Below are 16,939 nucleotides of genomic sequence, written 5' to 3'. Positions count from 1 at the left end.
CACAGGAGAACGAGTTCATGGCGCGTCCGCCGCACGGCAGGGAAACCATGATCATCATCGGTGCGGGGCTCGGCGGCCTCTCCACCGGCGCCTACGCGCAGATGAACGGCTACCGCACCCAGGTACTGGAGATGCACGAGACGCCCGGGGGCTGCTGCACCGCCTGGGAACGGGGGGACTTCACCCTGGACGCCTGTGTGAGCTGGCTGCTGGGCAGCGGTCCCGGCAACGAGATGCACCAGATCTGGCTGGAGCTCGGCGCGTTGCAGGGCAAGGAGGTGCGTCACTTCGACGTCTTCAACATCGTGCGCGGGCAGGACGGCCGTGCGGTCTACTTCTACTCCGACCCGGACCGGCTCCAGGCCCACCTGACCGAGCTCTCCCCGGCCGACGCGCGACGGATCAGGGACTTCTGCCGGCAGTTGCGGGCCTTCCGCCGGGCGCTCGCCGTCTATCCCTTCCTCAAACCGGTGGGCCTGATGGGGCGGGTGGAGCGCTGGCGCATGCTCGCGTCGTTCCTCCCGTACGTCAACGCCGTCCGCAAGTCGATCTCGGTGCTGATGTCCGACTACTCGGCGAAGTTCAAGGACCCGCTGCTGCGCCAGGCGTTCAACTATGTCCTCTACGAGCGGCACCCGGCGTTCCCCGTCCTGCCGACCCACTTCCAGCTCGCCTCGCACGCGAACCTGTCCGCGGGGGTGCCGGAGGGCGGATCGCTCGGTCTCGCGAAGTCGATCGAGCGGCGCTACCGCGGGCTCGGCGGCCGGGTGACGTACAACACCAAGGTCGAGGAGGTGCTCGTCGAGAACGACCGGGCGGTCGGCGTGCGCCTCAGCGACGGGCGTGAACTGCGCGCGGACATCGTGGTGTCGGCCTGCGACGGCCCCACCACGATGCTGAGGCTCCTGGGGGGCCGGTATCTCAACGACGCCTACCGGCGGCTGTACACCAGGACTCTGCACGAGCCGGGCATGGTCTTCCCCGGCTACTTCACCCTCTTCCTCGGCCTCTCCCGGCCGTTCCCCGAGGGCGACCCCTGTACGACATACCTGCTGAGCGACGCGCAGGCGGCCGAGCTGACCGGCATCCGCCACCCGAGCATCAACGTGCAGTTCCGCGACCGCCACTACCCGGAGCTCTCCCCCAGGGGCACGACCGTCGTCTACGCGACGTATTTCTGCGACATCGCGCCCTGGCGCGCCCTGGACGAGGGCCCCGAGCAGCTGACCAGGACCCGGGGCGGGCAGGAGCTCCACACGCTTCCCGTGCGGCACGGCCGCGGCTACTACGCGGCCAAACGGAGGGCGCGCACCGCGCTCGTACGGTTCCTCGACGAGCGGTTCCCCGGCATCGGGGAGGCGATCGTCGTGCGCGACGTGTCCAGTCCGCTCACCCAGGTCAGGTACACGGGCAACCACGACGGCACGGTGCTCGGCTGGCAGCCGTTCGTGGAGAGCGGGGAGACCCTGGAGGAGCTCGTCAAGAAGCACGGTCCGGGCCTGCCGGGCCTCGCGAACTTCTACCTGTCGGGCGTCTGGGCCACCACGGGCGGCCTGATCCGCGCCGCGGCGGCCGGCCGGCATGTCATGCAGTTCGTCTGCCGCGACGACGGCAGGGAGTTCACCGCCTCCGTCGACGAGTCGGGGCCGCCGCCGACCCACCTCGTCATCCCGGTACCACGACGTCCCGGCCTCGTTGCCCCGCCGGAGCGGAAGCCCGCCGGCCTGGAGATGGAGACGACATGAAGGTCAGCACCTGGGTGGTCCGCGCGCACGTCGAGGGCCCACCCGACGTCGACCGCGTCTACGAGAAGGTGGTCGAGGACCTCACGGTGGACCTCGCGGCCGACGAGATGCTGCTGAGAACGCTCTATGTGTCGGTCGACCCCTACCTCCAGGGGATCGCGCTGGACACCCCGCTCGGCGGGCACATGGGCGCCGACTCGATCATGGAGGTGCTGGAGGCGGGTCCGCTCGCCGCCCACCGGCCGGGCGACCTCGTGCAGGGCTTCGGGGGCTGGCGGTCGCACCTCATCAGCACGGGCGAGGCGACGCTCTGGCAGACGGGCACCTTCCCGATGGTGTTTCCCGCGTACCGGCGGCTCGACGCCGATTGGTACGACGAGGCACTGCCGCTGGCGACGGCGCTCGGCTCGATGGGCGGTCCTGGCATGACGGCCTGGGGCACGCTCAGCACGTTCCTCGCGCCGGAGCCCGGCGACACCGTGGTGATCAGCGGAGCCTCGGGGGCCGTGGGGAGCCTGGCCGGCCAGTTGGCCCGGCTCGCGGGCGCCCGCGTGGTCGGGACGACGTCGAGCCCGGAGAAGGCGGAGTACCTCACACGCCTCGGCTTCGACGCGGTGGTGGTCTACCGGCAGGGAGACGGCACGCACAGCGCGCGGGAGGCTCTCGCAGCGGCGGCGCCCGACGGCGTCGACCGCTACTTCGACAATCTGGGCGGCGCCGTGACCGACGCGGTGTTCTCCATGCTCAACGTCGGGAGCCGGGTGGCCGTCTGCTGGCAGTGGGCGACCCAGGTGGGACGGGACGCGGTGGGCCCCCGGCTGCTGCCGTACATCATGTTCCCGCGTACGACCGTGCGCGGGATCTTCTCCCTGGAGTGGTTCACCGACGAGAACTGGCAGGCACTCCACACCGATCTGGGCGGCCGGGTCCGGCGGGGCGAGGTCGTCTGCGACCACACACTCCACCACGGCTTCGACAGCATCCCCACGGCCTACGGGAGCCTCTACCACGACCGGGCGGCCAACCTGGGCAAGGTACTGGTCGAGCTGTGACGGGCCGGCGAACCGCCCCGGCACCCGGTGCCTCACGGCCCGGCGCCGGGGAGCGTCCGCGACGTCACACCGTCCGCCCACCGGGCCGTCATACCGCATCCGCCACGTCGAACACGCACACCCAGGAGGTACCGTGTCCGCCGCAGTCCCCGACGGCGCCGCCCGCGAGCAGCCGCCGTTGCCCCCGCTCCACCGCATGGCCTTCGACGCGCCGGGACCGCCGGGGCCGGTCTCGCTGCCCGACGGGTCTCCGGCCTGGCTGGTGAGCCGGTACCCCGACGTGCGGCAGGTCCTCGGCGACAGCCGGTTCGGCCGCGCCCAGCTGTACGCGGCGGACGCGCCGCCTCTCTCCGAGGTGCCCGACCTCGTCAACAACCCGGACCTCATGTTCAACCAGGACGGCCCCAGCCATCTGCGCCTGCGCCGTACCATGCGCCGCGCCTTCACACCGAGGGCCGTCGCGAGGTGGCGCCCCTGGATCGCGGCGATCGTGGACGCGCTGCTGGACGAGCTGGCACACCGGGAAGCGCCGGTGGACATCGTCGCCGAGTTCACACTGCCGCTTCCGCTGGCCGTGATCAGCCGGCTCATGGGGCTCGACTCCTCGGCGCACAAACGGCTGCGGCACTGGAGTGAACACGCCTTCTCGGACGGCTCCCACAACGCCGGCGAAGTGGGCGCCGCCCTGGCCGAGTTCATGGCGTTCGGCACCGACCTGCTGCGAGCGCGGCGCCGCGAGCCCGGGGACGACCTGGTCAGCAGCCTGGTGGCGGCGGCCGACGCGGAGGGCGGCATCCCCGGGGCCCAACTGGTCAGCCTAGTCTGCGGGCTGGTGGTGGGCGGGCACGACAGCACGATGACCATGCTCGGGAACTCGCTGCTGTATCTGCTCGGTGAGAGACCGGCGGACTGGCCGCGCCTCGCGTCCGACGAGGAAGCCGCAGGTACGGCGGCCGACCGCCTGATCCATCTGATCCCGCTGGGCGACGACCGGGGAAGCGCGCGCCGCGCGTCAGAGGACGTCGAGGTGGGCGGGGTCCTTATCCCGGCCGGCGCGGTGGTCCTCGCGGACTGCGGCATGGCCAACCGCGACCCGGCGGTCTTCCCGGCCCGGACGGCGGACGACCTGTTCGCACCTCTGGAGGCCCCCACCCTGTCGTTCGGAGCCGGACCGCACTACTGCCTGGGGGCATGGCTGGCCCGGCTGGAGATCCAGTTGTCCCTGTGCCGCATGGCGGCCCGGTTCCCCGGACTGCGCCTGGCGGAACCACCCGAGGCCGTCCACTGGCGCCTCGGCACCACATCACGCAGCCCTGCACGTCTTCTGGTGGCCTGGTAGCGGCGCCGGGGGCATGCCGGGGTATCCGCACGACAACTCGGGGGCCGGCGCGGCCGGTGGCTCGACGGCGGGCGAATCCCCTCCGTGTGTCTGCGGGTCAAGGAATGGTCATGACGGTATAGATATGCCCGTGCCCGCAAGAGATTCACGGATCTCGCGCTTGCGCGCGCAACGCCGCTGTGCCGTCCTTCGCGCTGCGCCGGTCCGCCGTGCGACGAGGGAACCGGCAGCGCGGCGCGCCCCCTTCACCGACCAGCATCCAAGGCCGCCGGGCCCGCGCTGCCACGCGGCCGGGCGCCTCGACCCATTCCCGGCCGTTCACCGGTCACAGGTGGCAGGTCACACGCGAGGAGACACCCATGCGTTACGGAAGCAGGCTGCGGGACCAGGTCCGTTCACCCGGGACGACACCCCTCATCGGTATCTACGACATGTACTCGGCGTCGCTCGCCGCCCAGCATTACGACGGATTCTTCGTGTCCGGATTCGGGTTCGCCGCCTCCCACTACGGCCTCCCCGACATCGGCTTCATCGCCTGGCCGGACATGGCCGCGTTCGTGGAGAGGCTCCGTCTGGCCTTTCCCGCGCATCACTTGCTCGTCGACATCGACGACGGCTACGTGGACCCCGAGGTCGCGTGCCACATGGTGCAGAGACTGGAGAGGATCGGAGCGTCCGGTGTCATCCTGGAGGACCAGAAGCGACCGCGGCGGTGCGGCCACGCCGACGGCAAGATCATCCTGCCTCTCGACGAGTACCTGGAGAAGCTGAACCTCGTGCTGGCCAGCAGGCGGGACCTGGTCGTCGTGGCCCGCACCGACGCGACGGAGGAGAACGAGATCCTGCGCCGCGCGCAGGCGCTCGCGGAGACCGACGCCGATGTCGTCCTCGTGGACGGGGTGCGCAGCGCCGAGTGGATTCGCCGTATCCGCAAGGTGATCGGCGACAAGCCGCTCCTGTTCAACCAGATCGCCGGCGGGAAGTCCCCCCGGCTGTCGCTGTCCGAACTGACCGACCTGGAATGCCAGGTGGCCATCTACAGCACCCCGTGCCTGTTCGCCGCGCACACCGCCATCGACACGGCGCTCCGTGAGCTCAAGAAGTCCGACGGCAGGCTCCCGGACTTCTCGGCGCCCGGCTCCGTGGGCGTGCGCGCCGCGACGGAGCTGCTGGAGAAGAACATCAGCAGGCATCACCCGGCCGAGCCGCAGCTCGCCACCTCCTGACCGGCCGCGGGGCCCCGTACGGCATGCGTGGCCGCGCTGAACGTGCTGGGCCCGCCGAGCAAGGGCACGGCGGGCAGTGGTCACGACGGCGGCGGGGGCGTCGTGGAACAGGATGTGTCGGGCTCCTCGGGCGTGGGGCCCCAGGCCGCACCGCGCGAACGGACGGCACCTCTGTGAGGTCGCTCGGGCGGAGGGGCGGCTCCTCTTCCGCAGCGGCCCGCCCGGCCTCTGCGGGGCTACGGCCCAGGGCTCGGCACGGCGGGTGTCAGGAGCAGCGGTCGCCGGGGCCCGCGACCCCGGGGCGCGTGTTCAGCGACCACATGTGCGTGCACCGCGGGCACTGGAGATGCACGACGGGCCCTTTGCTGGAGATCAGATAGCGCCAGTGCTCGAAGCAGTTGCGGCTGCTGGCGCAGGTCGCGCAGTGGCGGGCGTCGTCGCAGACGGGGCAGGCCACCCAGGCGCGGCGGCCGTCGTCCGCCTGCGGGTCAATGGGCAGTCGCACGGCCCGGCCCCTCCCCCGGCAGAACACCGGCCGCCACCAGCATGTCGTAGGTGCGCTGCTGCTCCGCGTCGAGGCCGGAGTAGAGGAGGGCGTAGGCCTCGTCCTCGCCCCGGAGGGCGGCCACCGGGTCCCAGCCGGGCCCGAGCGCGGCCATGACCTCGGTCCGTCGGCGGACTTCGTCGAGGGTCAGGTCGATGGTGAAGGGAGTGAGCGCGGCGGGGTCGTCCTGGTTCATGGCGAGACTTCCGGTGTACTGGCAGCTACACCACCATCTGTAGCAGGCTTGCGCGGCGACAGGGAAGGGTGACCTAAGTCGCGGGGCGGCGGTCCGGGCCCGAGCACCGCCCCGGCCGCCGGCGGAGCACTCCCGGATCTGCGGATACGGGCGGGCCGTTGCGGACGACGCCCCGTGCGGGACCGACTCGGGGCCCGGCGGCACTATGACGTACTTCACGGCCTGTTCCACGGGGCGGAACGGGCCGCCAGGCCCGGCGAGGCCAAGGGGTCCGGGGAGGCCAAGGGGCCCGGGCCGGCCCTGCGCCCTTCCCGGCGGAATCCCGCCGCGCCCGGTAGCCGTCGCCCGGTGGCCGTCGCCCGTCAGCGGCGGCCCCGTACCAGCAGCCGGATGAAGTACGGGGTGCCCACCACCGCCGTCACCAGGCCCGCCCCGATCTGGGCCGGGGCGATGACGGTACGGCCCAGCAGGTCGGCGAAGGAGACCAGCACCGCGCCGAGGAGCATCGCCACCGGCAGCACCCTGACGTGGCGGCGGCCTGCCAGGCTCCGGGCGGCGTGCGGCGCCACGAGGCCGACGAAGCCGATGGTGCCCGCCTCCGCGACGGCGGCGGCCGTGAGCAGCACGCACAGCACCAGGAACAGCAGCCGCTGCCTGGCCGGGCGGAGCCCCAGCAGCCGTGGTGTGTCCTCGTCCAGGGACACCAGGTCGAGCTCCCTGCGCCGGACGACCGCGATGGCAGCGCCGATCACCAGCACCACCGCCAGCGGCAGGATGTCGGGGAACGTCCGCCCATAGGTCGAGCCGGACAGCCAGATCAGCGCCTTGGTCGCGCTGAACTGGTCGGTGGTCACGATGAGGAGCCCGATCAGGGCTGTCGTCGCCGCCGACACACCGACTCCGAGCAGCACCAGCCGGTTGTGGTGGAACCCGGACCGCGCAGACAGCCCGAAGACCAGCACGGCCACGACGGCGGAACCCACCGCGGAAGCGCCGGCCAGGCCCCACGAGCCGGCCGTGGGCACCGTGGTGGTGAGCAGTACCGCGCCGAGCGCACCGCCGCCGGAGACACCGAGCACGCCCGGTTCCGCCAGCGGGTTGCGGGTCACCGCCTGCACCATCGTGCCGGCCAGCGCCAGCGCCGCTCCCGCGAGCAGCGCGGCCAGCACGCGGGGGACGCGTGTGTCCAGGATCAGCGAGACGGCCCGGCCCGCGCGCCCGGTCAGCCAGTTGACGACATCACCGAGCAGCAGTGTGCTGTCGCCCAGCAGCACCGCCGCGATCAGTACTCCCACCGCGACCACGGCGAGTACGACGACGGTCAGCGCGAACACACCGCGGCCCGGCAGCCGCAGCCGGTCGGGCGCGGCCGAGTCCCCGGTGTCCGGGCTGCGCAGCGCCATCACCACCAGGAACACCGCGCCGACCAGGCTGGTGACGGTGCCGGTGGGGACGGCCACCGCGGTGTCGGCGCCGGCCACGGCCCGCAGCGCGACATCGGCACCGAGCACCACAGCGGCGCCGGTCAGGCCGGTGAACGGGATACGGGTCCTGGCGCGGACGAGACCGCGGAAGCGGTGGGCCAGCGGCCGTACCAGGGCGGGCGCGCAGAGACCGACGAAACCGATGGGACCCGCCAGGGACACCGAAGCGGCGGACAGCAGCGCCGCGAGCACCACGGCCGTGACGCGGGTACCGCGCACGGGCACCCCCACACCGCGTGCCGCGTCGTCGCCGAGGGCGAGCGCGTCCACCTTCCGCGCCAGCAGGCACAGGCCGGCCAGACCCACGACGACGACCGGCGCCATCTGGGCCACACCGTCGAAGCCGTTCTGGCCGATGCCGCCCTGCCCCCACTGGTAGAGCCCCTCGGTGCGCTCGGGGAACAGCAGGATCAGCGCGTCGGTGACCGAGCTCAGGCCGAGGGCCAGCGCGCTGCCGGCCAGGATCAGCCGGACCGTGCCCGCGCCGAGCCCGGACAGTGCGAGCACCACCGCCGCCGCGGCGAGGCCGCCCGCGAACGCGGCCGTGGACGCGGCGAGGAAGGGCACCGCGACACCGGTGACGGTCAGGCCCACGAGCGCCAGATAGGCGCCCGCGTTCACGGCCAGGGTGTCCGGGGCCGCGAGCACATTGCGGCTGACGGCCTGGAGCGCCGAGCCGGCCATGCCGAGCGCGCCACCCACCAGGAGCCCGGCCACCATACGGGGCAGCCGCGATGCCACCAGCACCGCGGTGTCGGAGGAGCCCGTACGGCCGGTGACGGCGTGCCAGACGTCGGCCGCGCCGACGTGGGCGGTGCCCTGGGTGATGTCCACGACGGCCAGGGCCACGACGACCGCGGTCAAAGCGGCCGCGGCCCCGGCCGCTCCCCCGCCCGGGGACCGTACGGGCGCGGGGACGCTACCGCGGGCGGCGAGTGGCGGAGTGGGCGCGTTCACAGGTCACTTGACCAGAGCGTCGACGAGTGCGCCGACGTAGCTCATCGACGAGCCGTAGCCGCCGAAGCTCCAGATGCCGTTCTTCACCGTGGAGAGGTGACCGGCCTTGACGAAGGGCAGCGACTTCCACACGGAGTTCTTCCTGAGCGCCCCGTCGAACGGGTTGTCGGCGCCCCTGCCGTAGACGAAGCGGGTGTCCTTGCCGAGCTTGGTCAGGCCCTCCACATCCGTACTGGCCAGGCCGTAGTCCTTGTCGCCCTTGACGGTCCAGGCGTTCTTCAGGCCCAGTTTCCCGTTGATCGTGCCGAAGAGGGAGCCTGAGGTGAAGGGGCGGATGGTGACCTGGTTGGAGGCGACATAGCCGTCGGCGAAGGCGACGTCGGTGCCGTCGAGTCCGGCGTCGGACAGCCGCTTCCTGCCGTCCGCCAGTGTGCTGTCGAACTTCTTCTCCAGGGCGGTCGCCTCGGGAGTGCGGCCGGTCGCCCTGGCTATCGTGTCCAGGTTCTTCCTCATCTGCCCGATCTGGTCGGCGGCGTTGGCGGAACGCAGTTCCAGGACCGGGGCGACCTTCTTGAGCTGCGCGATCGCGGAGGACGAGAGGTCGGTGGTGGCGATGATCAGGTCGGGGGCGAGCGAGGCGACGGTGTCCATGCTGGGCTCGCCGCGCGTACCGATGTCCTTCGGGGTGTTGGGCAGCGGTACGGCGGAGTCGTACTGGCGGTAGCCCTTGACGTCGGCCGCGCCTGCCTGCTTGACGCCGAGTGAGGCGAGGTCCTCGGTGACGAACCACTCGGTGGAGACCACCTTTTTCGCCGGACCGTCCAGTGTGACACGGGCGCCGGTGGCGTCGGTGAGTGTGATCTTCTTTGACGTGTGCGTGGACCCGTCGGCCGCGGGCTGGGTCGATCCGCAGGCGGCCAGGGCGAGCACCCCGGTCGTGGCGGCGACTGCGGTGAGGAGGAGGCGTCTCATGACGAGGGGTGGTGCCTTTCGTTCCTGGAGTGGTGGCGGCCGATCGCGCGGGTGCGCGGGTGGCCTGTGAGGGGGTCGGTGGTCACATCGATCCGGATGCCGTACGCGGCGGTGAGGCGTTCCGGGGTGAGGACCTCGGCGGGTGCGCCGTCGGCCTGGACGCGGCCCTCGGCGAGCAGGACCATCCGGTCGGCGACCGCCGCGGCCTGGTCCAGGTCGTGCAGGACCACCCCGACCGCGATGCCGTGGTCGTCGGCGAGGTCGCGGATCAGGTCGAGGAGTTCGACCTGGTAGCGCAGGTCCAGATAGGTCGTGGGTTCGTCGAGCAGCAGCACTCCGGTCTCCTGGGCGAGGCAACTGGCGAGCCAGACCCGCTGAAGCTGCCCGCCGGAGAGCTGGTCCACGGCGCGCTCCGCGAAGCCGGTGGCCCCGGTCAGCGCGAGCGCCCGGTCCACGGCCGCCGTCGCGTCGGGATCGGTACGGCCCCAGCGCCCCTGGTACGGGTAGCGGCCGAACTCCACGACATCGCGGACGGTGAGTCCGCTCGGTGTGGGGCGGCCCTGCGTCAGCAGGGCCACATGGCGCGCGAACTCCCTTGCTCCCAGGGCGAGTCCGTCCGTGGCACGCCCGGTGTCAGCGTCCAGGACCAGTTCGCCGCGCCTGGCCCGCTGGAGCCGGGCCGCGGCACGCAGGAGTGTGGACTTCCCGCTGCCGTTGGGGCCGACGAGCACGGTCACCCGGCCTGGCGCGAGCCGCAGGTCCGCGTCGTGCAGCACGTCGTCCGCTTCGTACGCCACGCTGACACCGACCGCGGAGAGATGGTGTCCGCGCCGCCTCGGGGCTTCCGTTGCCGTCTGAACCGATTTCACAACGTGAAGGTTAGCCTAACCTTAGTGCGGCTGATCGGTGGGGCCCCGCCGCCGGTGGCAGCTCCCTTCCGGGACCGGGCCGTCACACCGCGGCACTCTGTCGTCCCGTCCCGAGCCCGGCCGCCTGCGGCCTGACCGAGGCGGTTGGGAGTCGGCGGTTTCACCCGAGAGGCGCCGGGAACCCGGCAGCGCATGATCCGAAGCATCCTGCGCGGCTGCTTGGCGGGGGCCGCGGGCACGACCGTTCTGAACGCCGTCACCTACGCCGACATGGCCCTGCGCGAGAGGCCGTCCAGCAGCGCGCCCGAGACGATGGTGGACAGGATCGCGGCACGGGCCGGCCACCCGGTGCCGGACTCACCCGGCCGGGACGCGCGGCTCACGGGGCTCGGAGCCCTGTCGGGGATCGCGGTGGGGACGGGGACGGGCGCCCTCATGGCCGTGCTCCACCGGGCCGGGCTCCGTCCGCCCCTCTGGCTGGGCGGGATGGTGACCGGAGCTCTCGCAATGGCGGCCGGCGACGTCCCGATGGCGCGCCTCGGCGTCAGCGATCCCGGCACCTGGTCGGGCAAGGACTGGGCCACGGACGCGGTGCCGCACCTCCTGTACGGCCTGACCACCTATGGCGCCCTCGCGGCGTCCGCGCGCCGCGCCTGAACCCGGCGCGCTGCCCGCGGACCCGCCGCTGAGCATGCAGGGACCGTACGCGGGCCCGCGCGGCGCTGGGGCGTACCGCACTGCGAACGCCGTCGGGCTCCGCCTCAACGGGCGTCCGCCGGGCGGGTCCGGTGCCCGCGGGCACCGGACCCGGTGTCCACTCAGCAGGTCTCGCGCACGTACCCCTTGCTGCCCGCAGGGGAGACGTCGAGGTCGCGGCGCACGATGCTCAGCTCGTCGCCCCAGCCGGAGCAGGCCTTCGTCAGGCCCTTGGCGGTGTACTCGATCACGATGACGTGGTCACCGAAGTAGTCGGTGTAGTCGCCGCACTCGTCGTACGTCCCGCACTCCTCGGCGATGGCGAAGTCGAGGCCGTTGGCGACACGGTTGGCGGACAGCTGGGAGGTGTTCTTCTGCGCGATGGCCAGGCCCTTCTCGTGGGCGTGCGCCGAGAGGAGCTTGATGTAGGCCTGGGCCTCGGCCTTCGTCAGCAGCTTGCCCGAACGGGTGTAGCTGTCGAAGTTGTCGGGCTCGACGGCGTTGAACCCCTTGCTCGCGCAGTCGTCGATCCAGGCGTCGACCTTCGCCGCGACGGCCTTCTGTTTGGCGGCGGTGCTCACGTCGAGCAGCGCCTCGCCCCAGTTGTCGTCATAGACGACGTCGCCGTTCGCGTCGTGCAGGAGCAGGTTCGAGCCCCAGTCGTCCTCGGAACCCGGCTGCGCCTGGAAGGCGTTCACGTAGCAGATGTTGTACTTGCCCGCGGCCGGGGAGTCGGTGTGGTCACGGCTCACCACGTCGACCCCGGCGGGCGGGGTGTATGCCCCGCCGATCTGGTAGTCGAATCCGGCGTGCACGGGGGGAAGGGTGACGCCGCTCGATGCTGCCGAGGCGACGCCCGGGGAGAGGACGGAGGCGGCGAGGGCCGCCGCGGCGACCGCGGCAAAACCCAGAGATCTACGGTGACGAACGGAGTTCAGGCTCATCAACGAGCTCCATGTGGTGGGGGGTACGTCCCCGCCTCGGACACAGACAGTGATCCTGGCGACTCAGTCCGGGCTCGGGCACAAGGCCAACTACCGGCTAGGCGTACCTCTGCGCCGCACGACGATCGGCGACGTGATGGAGTAAATCGAGCACGTACGACCGTGTCAAGAGCGCGCAACTGCTTGCGCCCGGGCGAAGTTGAGCATCATCGCGCAACGTCGCCCGCTGTCCGCCGGGCGCGCGACGGCCCTTCCGCCGCATGTGCCGGGTACGCAGCCATCCCGTCGGTCCGGGCCCAACCGGCTGCCGCACGGGCACCGTTCGCCGCCCGGCACGGCCCGCGAGGACCGGCATGGCCCGGGCGGCGGGTCTTATCAACCGCGCCTGCCCTTCGACGGTGGTCGCCGTAACCCTGGTGACCGCGGCGTGGGCCGACCCCGTCTGGGGCCGGCCCACGCCGCGGACGCCTCCTGGCCGTGCGGAGCCGTGCAGAGCCGTGCGGAACCGCCTCAGCGCTCGCCCGCGAAATCCGGCTCGGCCGGCACCGCGTCCGGCAGCGGGTCCACCACGGACGACGGGGATCGGCGCCACGGCTGCGCGAGCGGAGCGGACACCGCCCGCCACCACGCCTCCACCGGCAGCGTCCCCGCCGGCTCGAACGGCTCGCCGGGACGCGGGAAGGCCGCCGCCTGACCAGCCTCCTCGGCCTCGTACTTCGTCCACTCCCCCGGCTCCGCCCAGGCGTGCGGGGCCAGGTTGAACGTTCCCCAGTGGATCGGCATGAGCACCCCGGCCGGCGAGCCGCCCTGCAGGTCGAGGTGCGCGCGCAGACCCTCCGCCGGCGTCATGTGGATGTCGGGCCAGTGCTCCGAGTACGCCCCGATCTGGATCATCGTGGCGTCGAACGGCCCGTGTGCGGCGCCGATGTCCCGGAATCCGGTGAAGTAGCCGGTGTCCCCGCTGTGGTAGATCCGGTGCTCGGTTCCGACGACGGCCCAGGACGCCCAGAGCGTGTGCTGCCGGTTGCGGATGCCCCGGCCGCAGAAGTGCCGGGCGGGCGTGGCGGTCAGCCGTACGCCGTTGACCTCGGTGGACTCGTGCCAGTCCAGCTCGCGCAGGCGGGAGGGGGCGACGCCCCAGGCCTCCAGGTGGGCACCGACGCCGAGCGGTACGGCGAAGACGGTATCGGTGGAGGCGAGAGCCTTGATGGTGGGCATGTCCAGGTGGTCGTAGTGGTCGTGGGAGATCACCACGACGTCCACGGGGCCCAGCGAGGCGAGGGGCACCGGCACGGGGTGCAGGCGCTTGGGTCCCGCGAAGCTGAACGGCGAGCAGCGCTGCCCCCAGACCGGGTCGAACAGGACGCGCGCGCCGTCGATCTCGGCCAGCACGCTGGAATGCCCCATCCAGGTCAGCCGCAACCCAGTGACCGGGGGCTTCGCGATGTCGGCGAGCGTGGTGGGGTGGACGGGCACCGTGCCGGCCGGGGCGCGTCTGGCGCGCGCGTCCTTCTCTAGGTAGGTCTTCGCGAGGTCGAGAGGCGAGCCCGAGGGTCTGGTGCGCGCGGTCCCGTCCGGGTTCGTGAACGTACCGTCGGCGAAATGCGGTGAACGGCGGATGCGCGCGAGGCGCTCGCCCGTCGATTCGCCGCCGAAGGACTCGGGCCGGCCGGCGCGCAGCATGGAGCGGACGGAACGTGATGATGGGGACGAGCCGGTGCCTGGCACGACACCTCCTGGATATCCGGAGTTTTCCACAGCACCAGAACGTATCCGGAGCCCCGGAGATTCCCGCGCTCCGGGACCCGTTCCGGTCCACCCGCGGACCGTACGCCCCGCCACGCGGCCACGGCGCCCCGGCAGTGTCCGGCCCCGGCTCCGGCCCGGGTCTCCCGGTGAGGGGCGCGAAGGCCCGGTGAGTAGGGTGTCGGGATTCGCCGTTCAGATGACGTCGTCTGCGGGTTCACTGCGGCACGTCACCATGCCGGGACGGGCGGGATGCCACCGACGCGAGAGGGACACTGTGACGGACCAGCGGAGCGACGACGGACCGGACCGGGCGGCGCACGACGTGCTGGTCGTCGGGGGCAGTGGTGTGGACACCGTGGTCCGGGTCGACTCCCTGCCCGTGCCGCTCGCCGACTCGGTCGACGTGAGCGCGATACGCGAGTGGCCCGGCCACACCGGCGGGAACGTGGCGCTCGGCTGCCGGGCGCTCGGACTCACCGTGAAGTTCCTGGACTTCGTGGGCGACGACGCGACCGGCGCCCAGGTGCGCGCCCGGCTCGCCGAGGGCGACGTGGACTTCGAGGCGCTGACCTCTCCTTCGGGTACCCGGCGGGCCGTGAGCCTGGTGGAGCGCACAGGGCGGCGCATGTCCTTCCAGGACGCGCGGGAACCCGCGGGCCTGAGGATGCCGCGCCCGTTCTACCTGCCCCATCTGCGGGCCGCCCGCCATGTGCACCTGTCGGTCGTGGACTTCGCGCGGCATCTCTTCGACGATATCGCCGAGGCCGGGGTTCCGGTCTCCACCGACCTGCACGACTGGGACGGACTCTCCGGGCACCAGCGGGAGTTCGCGCTCCGCGCCGATCTGGTGTTCCTGAGTGCGACCGGGGCCGGCGGCCGGATCGCCTCGGTGATGAAGGAGATCCTGCGGGACGGGCGCGCGGAGGTCGTCGTGGCGACGGCGGGCGCGGGCGGTTCGTATCTGATGACGCGGGAGGGCAGCCGTACGCCTCGTCCGATCGCCGCCGTGGTGCCGCCCGGGCCGGTGGTCGACTCCAACGGCGCGGGCGACGCGTACGTCTGCGGCTTCCTCTACGGCAGGCTCGCCGGACGCGGCCTCGAGGAGTGCGCCGTGCTGGGTGCCAGGGCCGGCGCCTACGCCTGTACGGGCGCGGGCCCGGCCTCCCTGATCGGCCGTGACGAGCTGCTGGGGCAGGCCGGCTGACCCTCCACGGGTGCACGGGCCTTCCCTGGCGGGGGCGTTGTCAGTGGGGCTTGGTAGAAAAGCTGCAACGCCACGTCGCCGGCCGTTCGAGGCCGCCTGTCTTCTGGAGCCATCGCCATGTTCTTGGACAACCTTCAGGTGTTCCACGGCCTGCCCGCTTTCGAGTTCGCCGAGGCGGAGCCCGGTGCGGCCCTGCCGCCCGCGGCGTCCGTCGCCTGGCGTATCCGCGCCGAGCTGTACGGGGCGGAGACGACGTGGGCCGAGGAGTTCGCCCGGTTCGCCGAGGCGGTCGATCTCTCCCAGGTGCGGGCGTTGATCGTGGGCATGTGGAACGACGCCTACGAATCGGGCCCGGACGAGGTGATCGAGACCCTGGCGGCGGCCCGCGACCAGCTGACCGCACTGCGTGCCGTCTTCATCGGCGACATCGTCGGGGACGAGTGCGAGGTGTCGTGGATTCACCAGACGCAGGTGTCCCCGCTGCTGGACGCCTTCCCGCTCCTTGAGGAGTTCGCGGTCCGGGGCGGCGCGGAACTGGAGTTCGCGCCGGTCGAGCACGCGTCCCTGCGGGCTCTGACGGTCCAGGCCGGTGGTCTCGACGCCTCGGTGGTGCGCGGCATAGGGGCGAGTACGCTTCCGGCGCTTGAGCGGCTCGACCTGTATCTGGGCACCGAGAACTACGGAGCCACGGTCCGGCTCGACGACCTGGCGCCTTTCCTGTCCGGCGAGCGGTTCCCCGCGCTGCGCCACCTCGCCCCGCGCAACAGCGAGTTGCAGGACGAGATCGCCGTCGCGTGCGCGTCCGCTCCGGTCGTCGCCCGGCTGGAGACACTGGATCTGTCGTTGGGCACGCTCGGGGACGTGGGCGCGGAGGCGCTGCTGGCCGGGCAGCCGCTCACCCACCTGAAGACGCTGGACCTGTCGCACCACTACATATCCGAGCCCCTCCAGGAGCGCCTGATGTCCCAGCTCGGCGGCGCCGGAGTGGCGGTGAACCTCGATGTGGCCGGCGCGGACGAGGAAGGAGAGGACGAGGACTTCCGTTACGTCGCGGTGTCCGAGTAGCACGCGTGGTGGCCGTTGTCATGAGGGGCGCGAGGAGCGCTGTCAGGAGTGCCGAGAGGAGCCGTGTGATGCATGCCGTCGTGGTGGGCGTTCCCGGCAGCCGCAGGGTGACGCTGTTCCAGGCGGCCCTGCGGGCCGCGGGGCTGCCCCCGGCGCGGGTACTGCCGTGGGCGGACGTCCTGCGCGGTGCCGCGCCGGGGTTCACCGGCGGCGACACGGTCCGCGTGGACTCGCCGGGCGAGGACGCCCATGTGGACCGGCTGCTGCGGGGCGGGGTGGAGCCGACGCGTGTGGAGGGCACCGCCCGCTGGTACGCGGGGCTGACGCGTGCCGTACGGGGCCTCGGCCGGGCCGCGGCCGACGCCGGCGCGGTGCTGCTGGACGATCCGGCGGAGATGGCGGTGCTGTTCGACAAGCGGTTGTGCCACGGTGTGCTGGCCGGCGCCGGTGTGGCCGTCCCCCCGTCGCCGACCTCGGGGCCTGCGGCGCCCGAGGTGCGAGGCTGGCAGGACGTGCGGTCGCTGATGGCGGCGGCGGGGCTGCGCCGGGCGTTCGTGAAGATCGCGCACGGCTCTTCCGCGTCCGGGGTGCTCGCCGTGGAGACGGCGGGCCGGGGCCGGGTGCGCGCGATCACCTCGGTCGAACGCGACGCGTCGGGACGCCTGTTCAACTCGCTGCGCGTGCGAACGTACACGGCGGAGCGGGACGTCGCCGCGATCGTGGACACGCTCGCGCCCGACGGTCTGCACATCGAGCAGTGGCTGCCGAAGGCCACGCTGGAGGGCAGGAACGCGGACCTGCGGGTCGTCGTGGTCGCGGGCCGCGCCACCCATGCCGTCGTACGGACCAGCCGCTCCCCCATGACCAACCTGCATCTGGGCGGGGCGCGCGGCGGGC

General features: G+C 72.3%; 15 protein-coding genes. 8 read left to right on the top strand and 7 right to left on the bottom strand.

All coding sequences use genetic code 11. From position 1 onward, the window contains the following. Nucleotides 1-47: 47 nt before the first annotated feature. The 4 genes from LCE31_RS08135 to LCE31_RS08120 all read left to right on the top strand — a co-directional run bounded on the left by LCE31_RS08135 (nt 48) and on the right by LCE31_RS08120 (nt 5,362). Complete coding sequence (locus tag LCE31_RS08135; RefSeq protein ID WP_225013339.1) at nt 48-1,745, top strand: phytoene desaturase family protein; 1,698 nt, start codon at nt 48-50, stop codon at nt 1,743-1,745. Continuing rightward, complete coding sequence (locus LCE31_RS08130) at nt 1,742-2,797, top strand: MDR family NADP-dependent oxidoreductase (RefSeq protein WP_225013329.1); 1,056 nt, start codon at nt 1,742-1,744, stop codon at nt 2,795-2,797. Before LCE31_RS08135 ends, LCE31_RS08130 begins: the two co-directional genes overlap by 4 nt. Nucleotides 2,798-2,993: 196 nt before the next feature. Further along, nucleotides 2,994-4,136 carry a cytochrome P450 gene (locus LCE31_RS08125; protein ID WP_225013338.1) on the top strand — a complete coding sequence of 381 codons (1,143 nt, stop codon included), beginning with the start codon at nt 2,994-2,996 and terminating at the stop codon, nt 4,134-4,136. A gap of 359 nt (nt 4,137-4,495) precedes the next feature. After that, a complete protein-coding gene (locus LCE31_RS08120; protein ID WP_225013328.1) occupies nt 4,496-5,362 on the top strand; it encodes an isocitrate lyase/PEP mutase family protein in 867 nt (288 codons plus the stop codon). A gap of 265 nt (nt 5,363-5,627) precedes the next feature. Here LCE31_RS08120 and LCE31_RS08115 read toward each other — a convergent pair whose 3' ends face one another. The 5 genes from LCE31_RS08115 to LCE31_RS08095 form a co-directional block, all read right to left on the bottom strand. Next, nucleotides 5,628-5,867, bottom strand: a complete 240-nt coding sequence (locus LCE31_RS08115) for a hypothetical protein (RefSeq protein ID WP_225013327.1) — start codon at nt 5,865-5,867, stop codon at nt 5,628-5,630. Next, nucleotides 5,851-6,102 (bottom strand): DUF6400 family protein, encoded by a 252-nt coding sequence (locus tag LCE31_RS08110; protein WP_225013326.1) that lies wholly within the window; start codon nt 6,100-6,102, stop codon nt 5,851-5,853. The genes LCE31_RS08115 and LCE31_RS08110 overlap by 17 nt, the downstream gene beginning before the upstream one ends. 362 nt (nt 6,103-6,464) lie before the next feature. Continuing rightward, entirely contained in the window at nt 6,465-8,450 is a 1,986-nt protein-coding gene (locus LCE31_RS08105) for an iron ABC transporter permease (protein WP_374118435.1), read from the bottom strand. 96 nt (nt 8,451-8,546) lie between these two features. Continuing rightward, nucleotides 8,547-9,515, bottom strand: coding sequence for an ABC transporter substrate-binding protein (locus LCE31_RS08100; RefSeq protein WP_225013324.1), 969 nt, complete (start codon nt 9,513-9,515; stop codon nt 8,547-8,549). Further along, nucleotides 9,512-10,384, bottom strand: coding sequence for an ABC transporter ATP-binding protein (locus LCE31_RS08095; RefSeq protein WP_225013323.1), 873 nt, complete (start codon nt 10,382-10,384; stop codon nt 9,512-9,514). The genes LCE31_RS08100 and LCE31_RS08095 overlap by 4 nt, the downstream gene beginning before the upstream one ends. 192 nt (nt 10,385-10,576) lie before the next feature. On the opposite strand from LCE31_RS08095, the gene LCE31_RS08090 reads away from it, so the two are divergent. Continuing rightward, on the top strand, nt 10,577-11,041 hold the full coding sequence (locus LCE31_RS08090) for a hypothetical protein (protein WP_225013322.1): 465 nt from the start codon (nt 10,577-10,579) through the stop codon (nt 11,039-11,041). A 161-nt stretch (nt 11,042-11,202) separates the two neighbouring features. On the opposite strand, the gene LCE31_RS08085 is transcribed toward LCE31_RS08090, so the two are convergent. Continuing rightward, the gene (locus LCE31_RS08085; protein ID WP_225013321.1) at nt 11,203-12,024 is read right to left on the bottom strand and encodes an endo alpha-1,4 polygalactosaminidase; all 822 of its coding nucleotides are present in this window, start codon (nt 12,022-12,024) and stop codon (nt 11,203-11,205) included. A gap of 510 nt (nt 12,025-12,534) precedes the next feature. Further along, complete coding sequence (locus LCE31_RS08080; RefSeq protein ID WP_225013337.1) at nt 12,535-13,707, bottom strand: MBL fold metallo-hydrolase; 1,173 nt, start codon at nt 13,705-13,707, stop codon at nt 12,535-12,537. 340 nt (nt 13,708-14,047) lie between these two features. Between LCE31_RS08080 and LCE31_RS08075 the strand changes: the two genes are divergently transcribed. The 3 genes from LCE31_RS08075 to LCE31_RS08065 form a co-directional block, all read left to right on the top strand. After that, the gene (locus LCE31_RS08075; RefSeq protein WP_225013320.1) at nt 14,048-14,977 is read left to right on the top strand and encodes a carbohydrate kinase family protein; all 930 of its coding nucleotides are present in this window, start codon (nt 14,048-14,050) and stop codon (nt 14,975-14,977) included. A 117-nt stretch (nt 14,978-15,094) separates the two neighbouring features. After that, complete coding sequence (locus tag LCE31_RS08070) at nt 15,095-16,042, top strand: STM4015 family protein (protein WP_225013319.1); 948 nt, start codon at nt 15,095-15,097, stop codon at nt 16,040-16,042. 68 nt (nt 16,043-16,110) lie between these two features. Beyond that, on the top strand, nt 16,111-16,939 hold an 829-nt coding region (locus LCE31_RS08065), incomplete at its 3' end, for an STM4014 family protein (RefSeq protein ID WP_225013318.1).

Origin of the sequence: Streptomyces sp. 8L (genome assembly GCF_020176795.1) — a bacterium.
GTDB lineage: Bacteria > Actinomycetota > Actinomycetes > Streptomycetales > Streptomycetaceae > Streptomyces.
The sequence above is the reverse complement of the archived record's forward strand: the minus strand, read 5'-3'. Positions and strand labels throughout refer to the sequence as shown.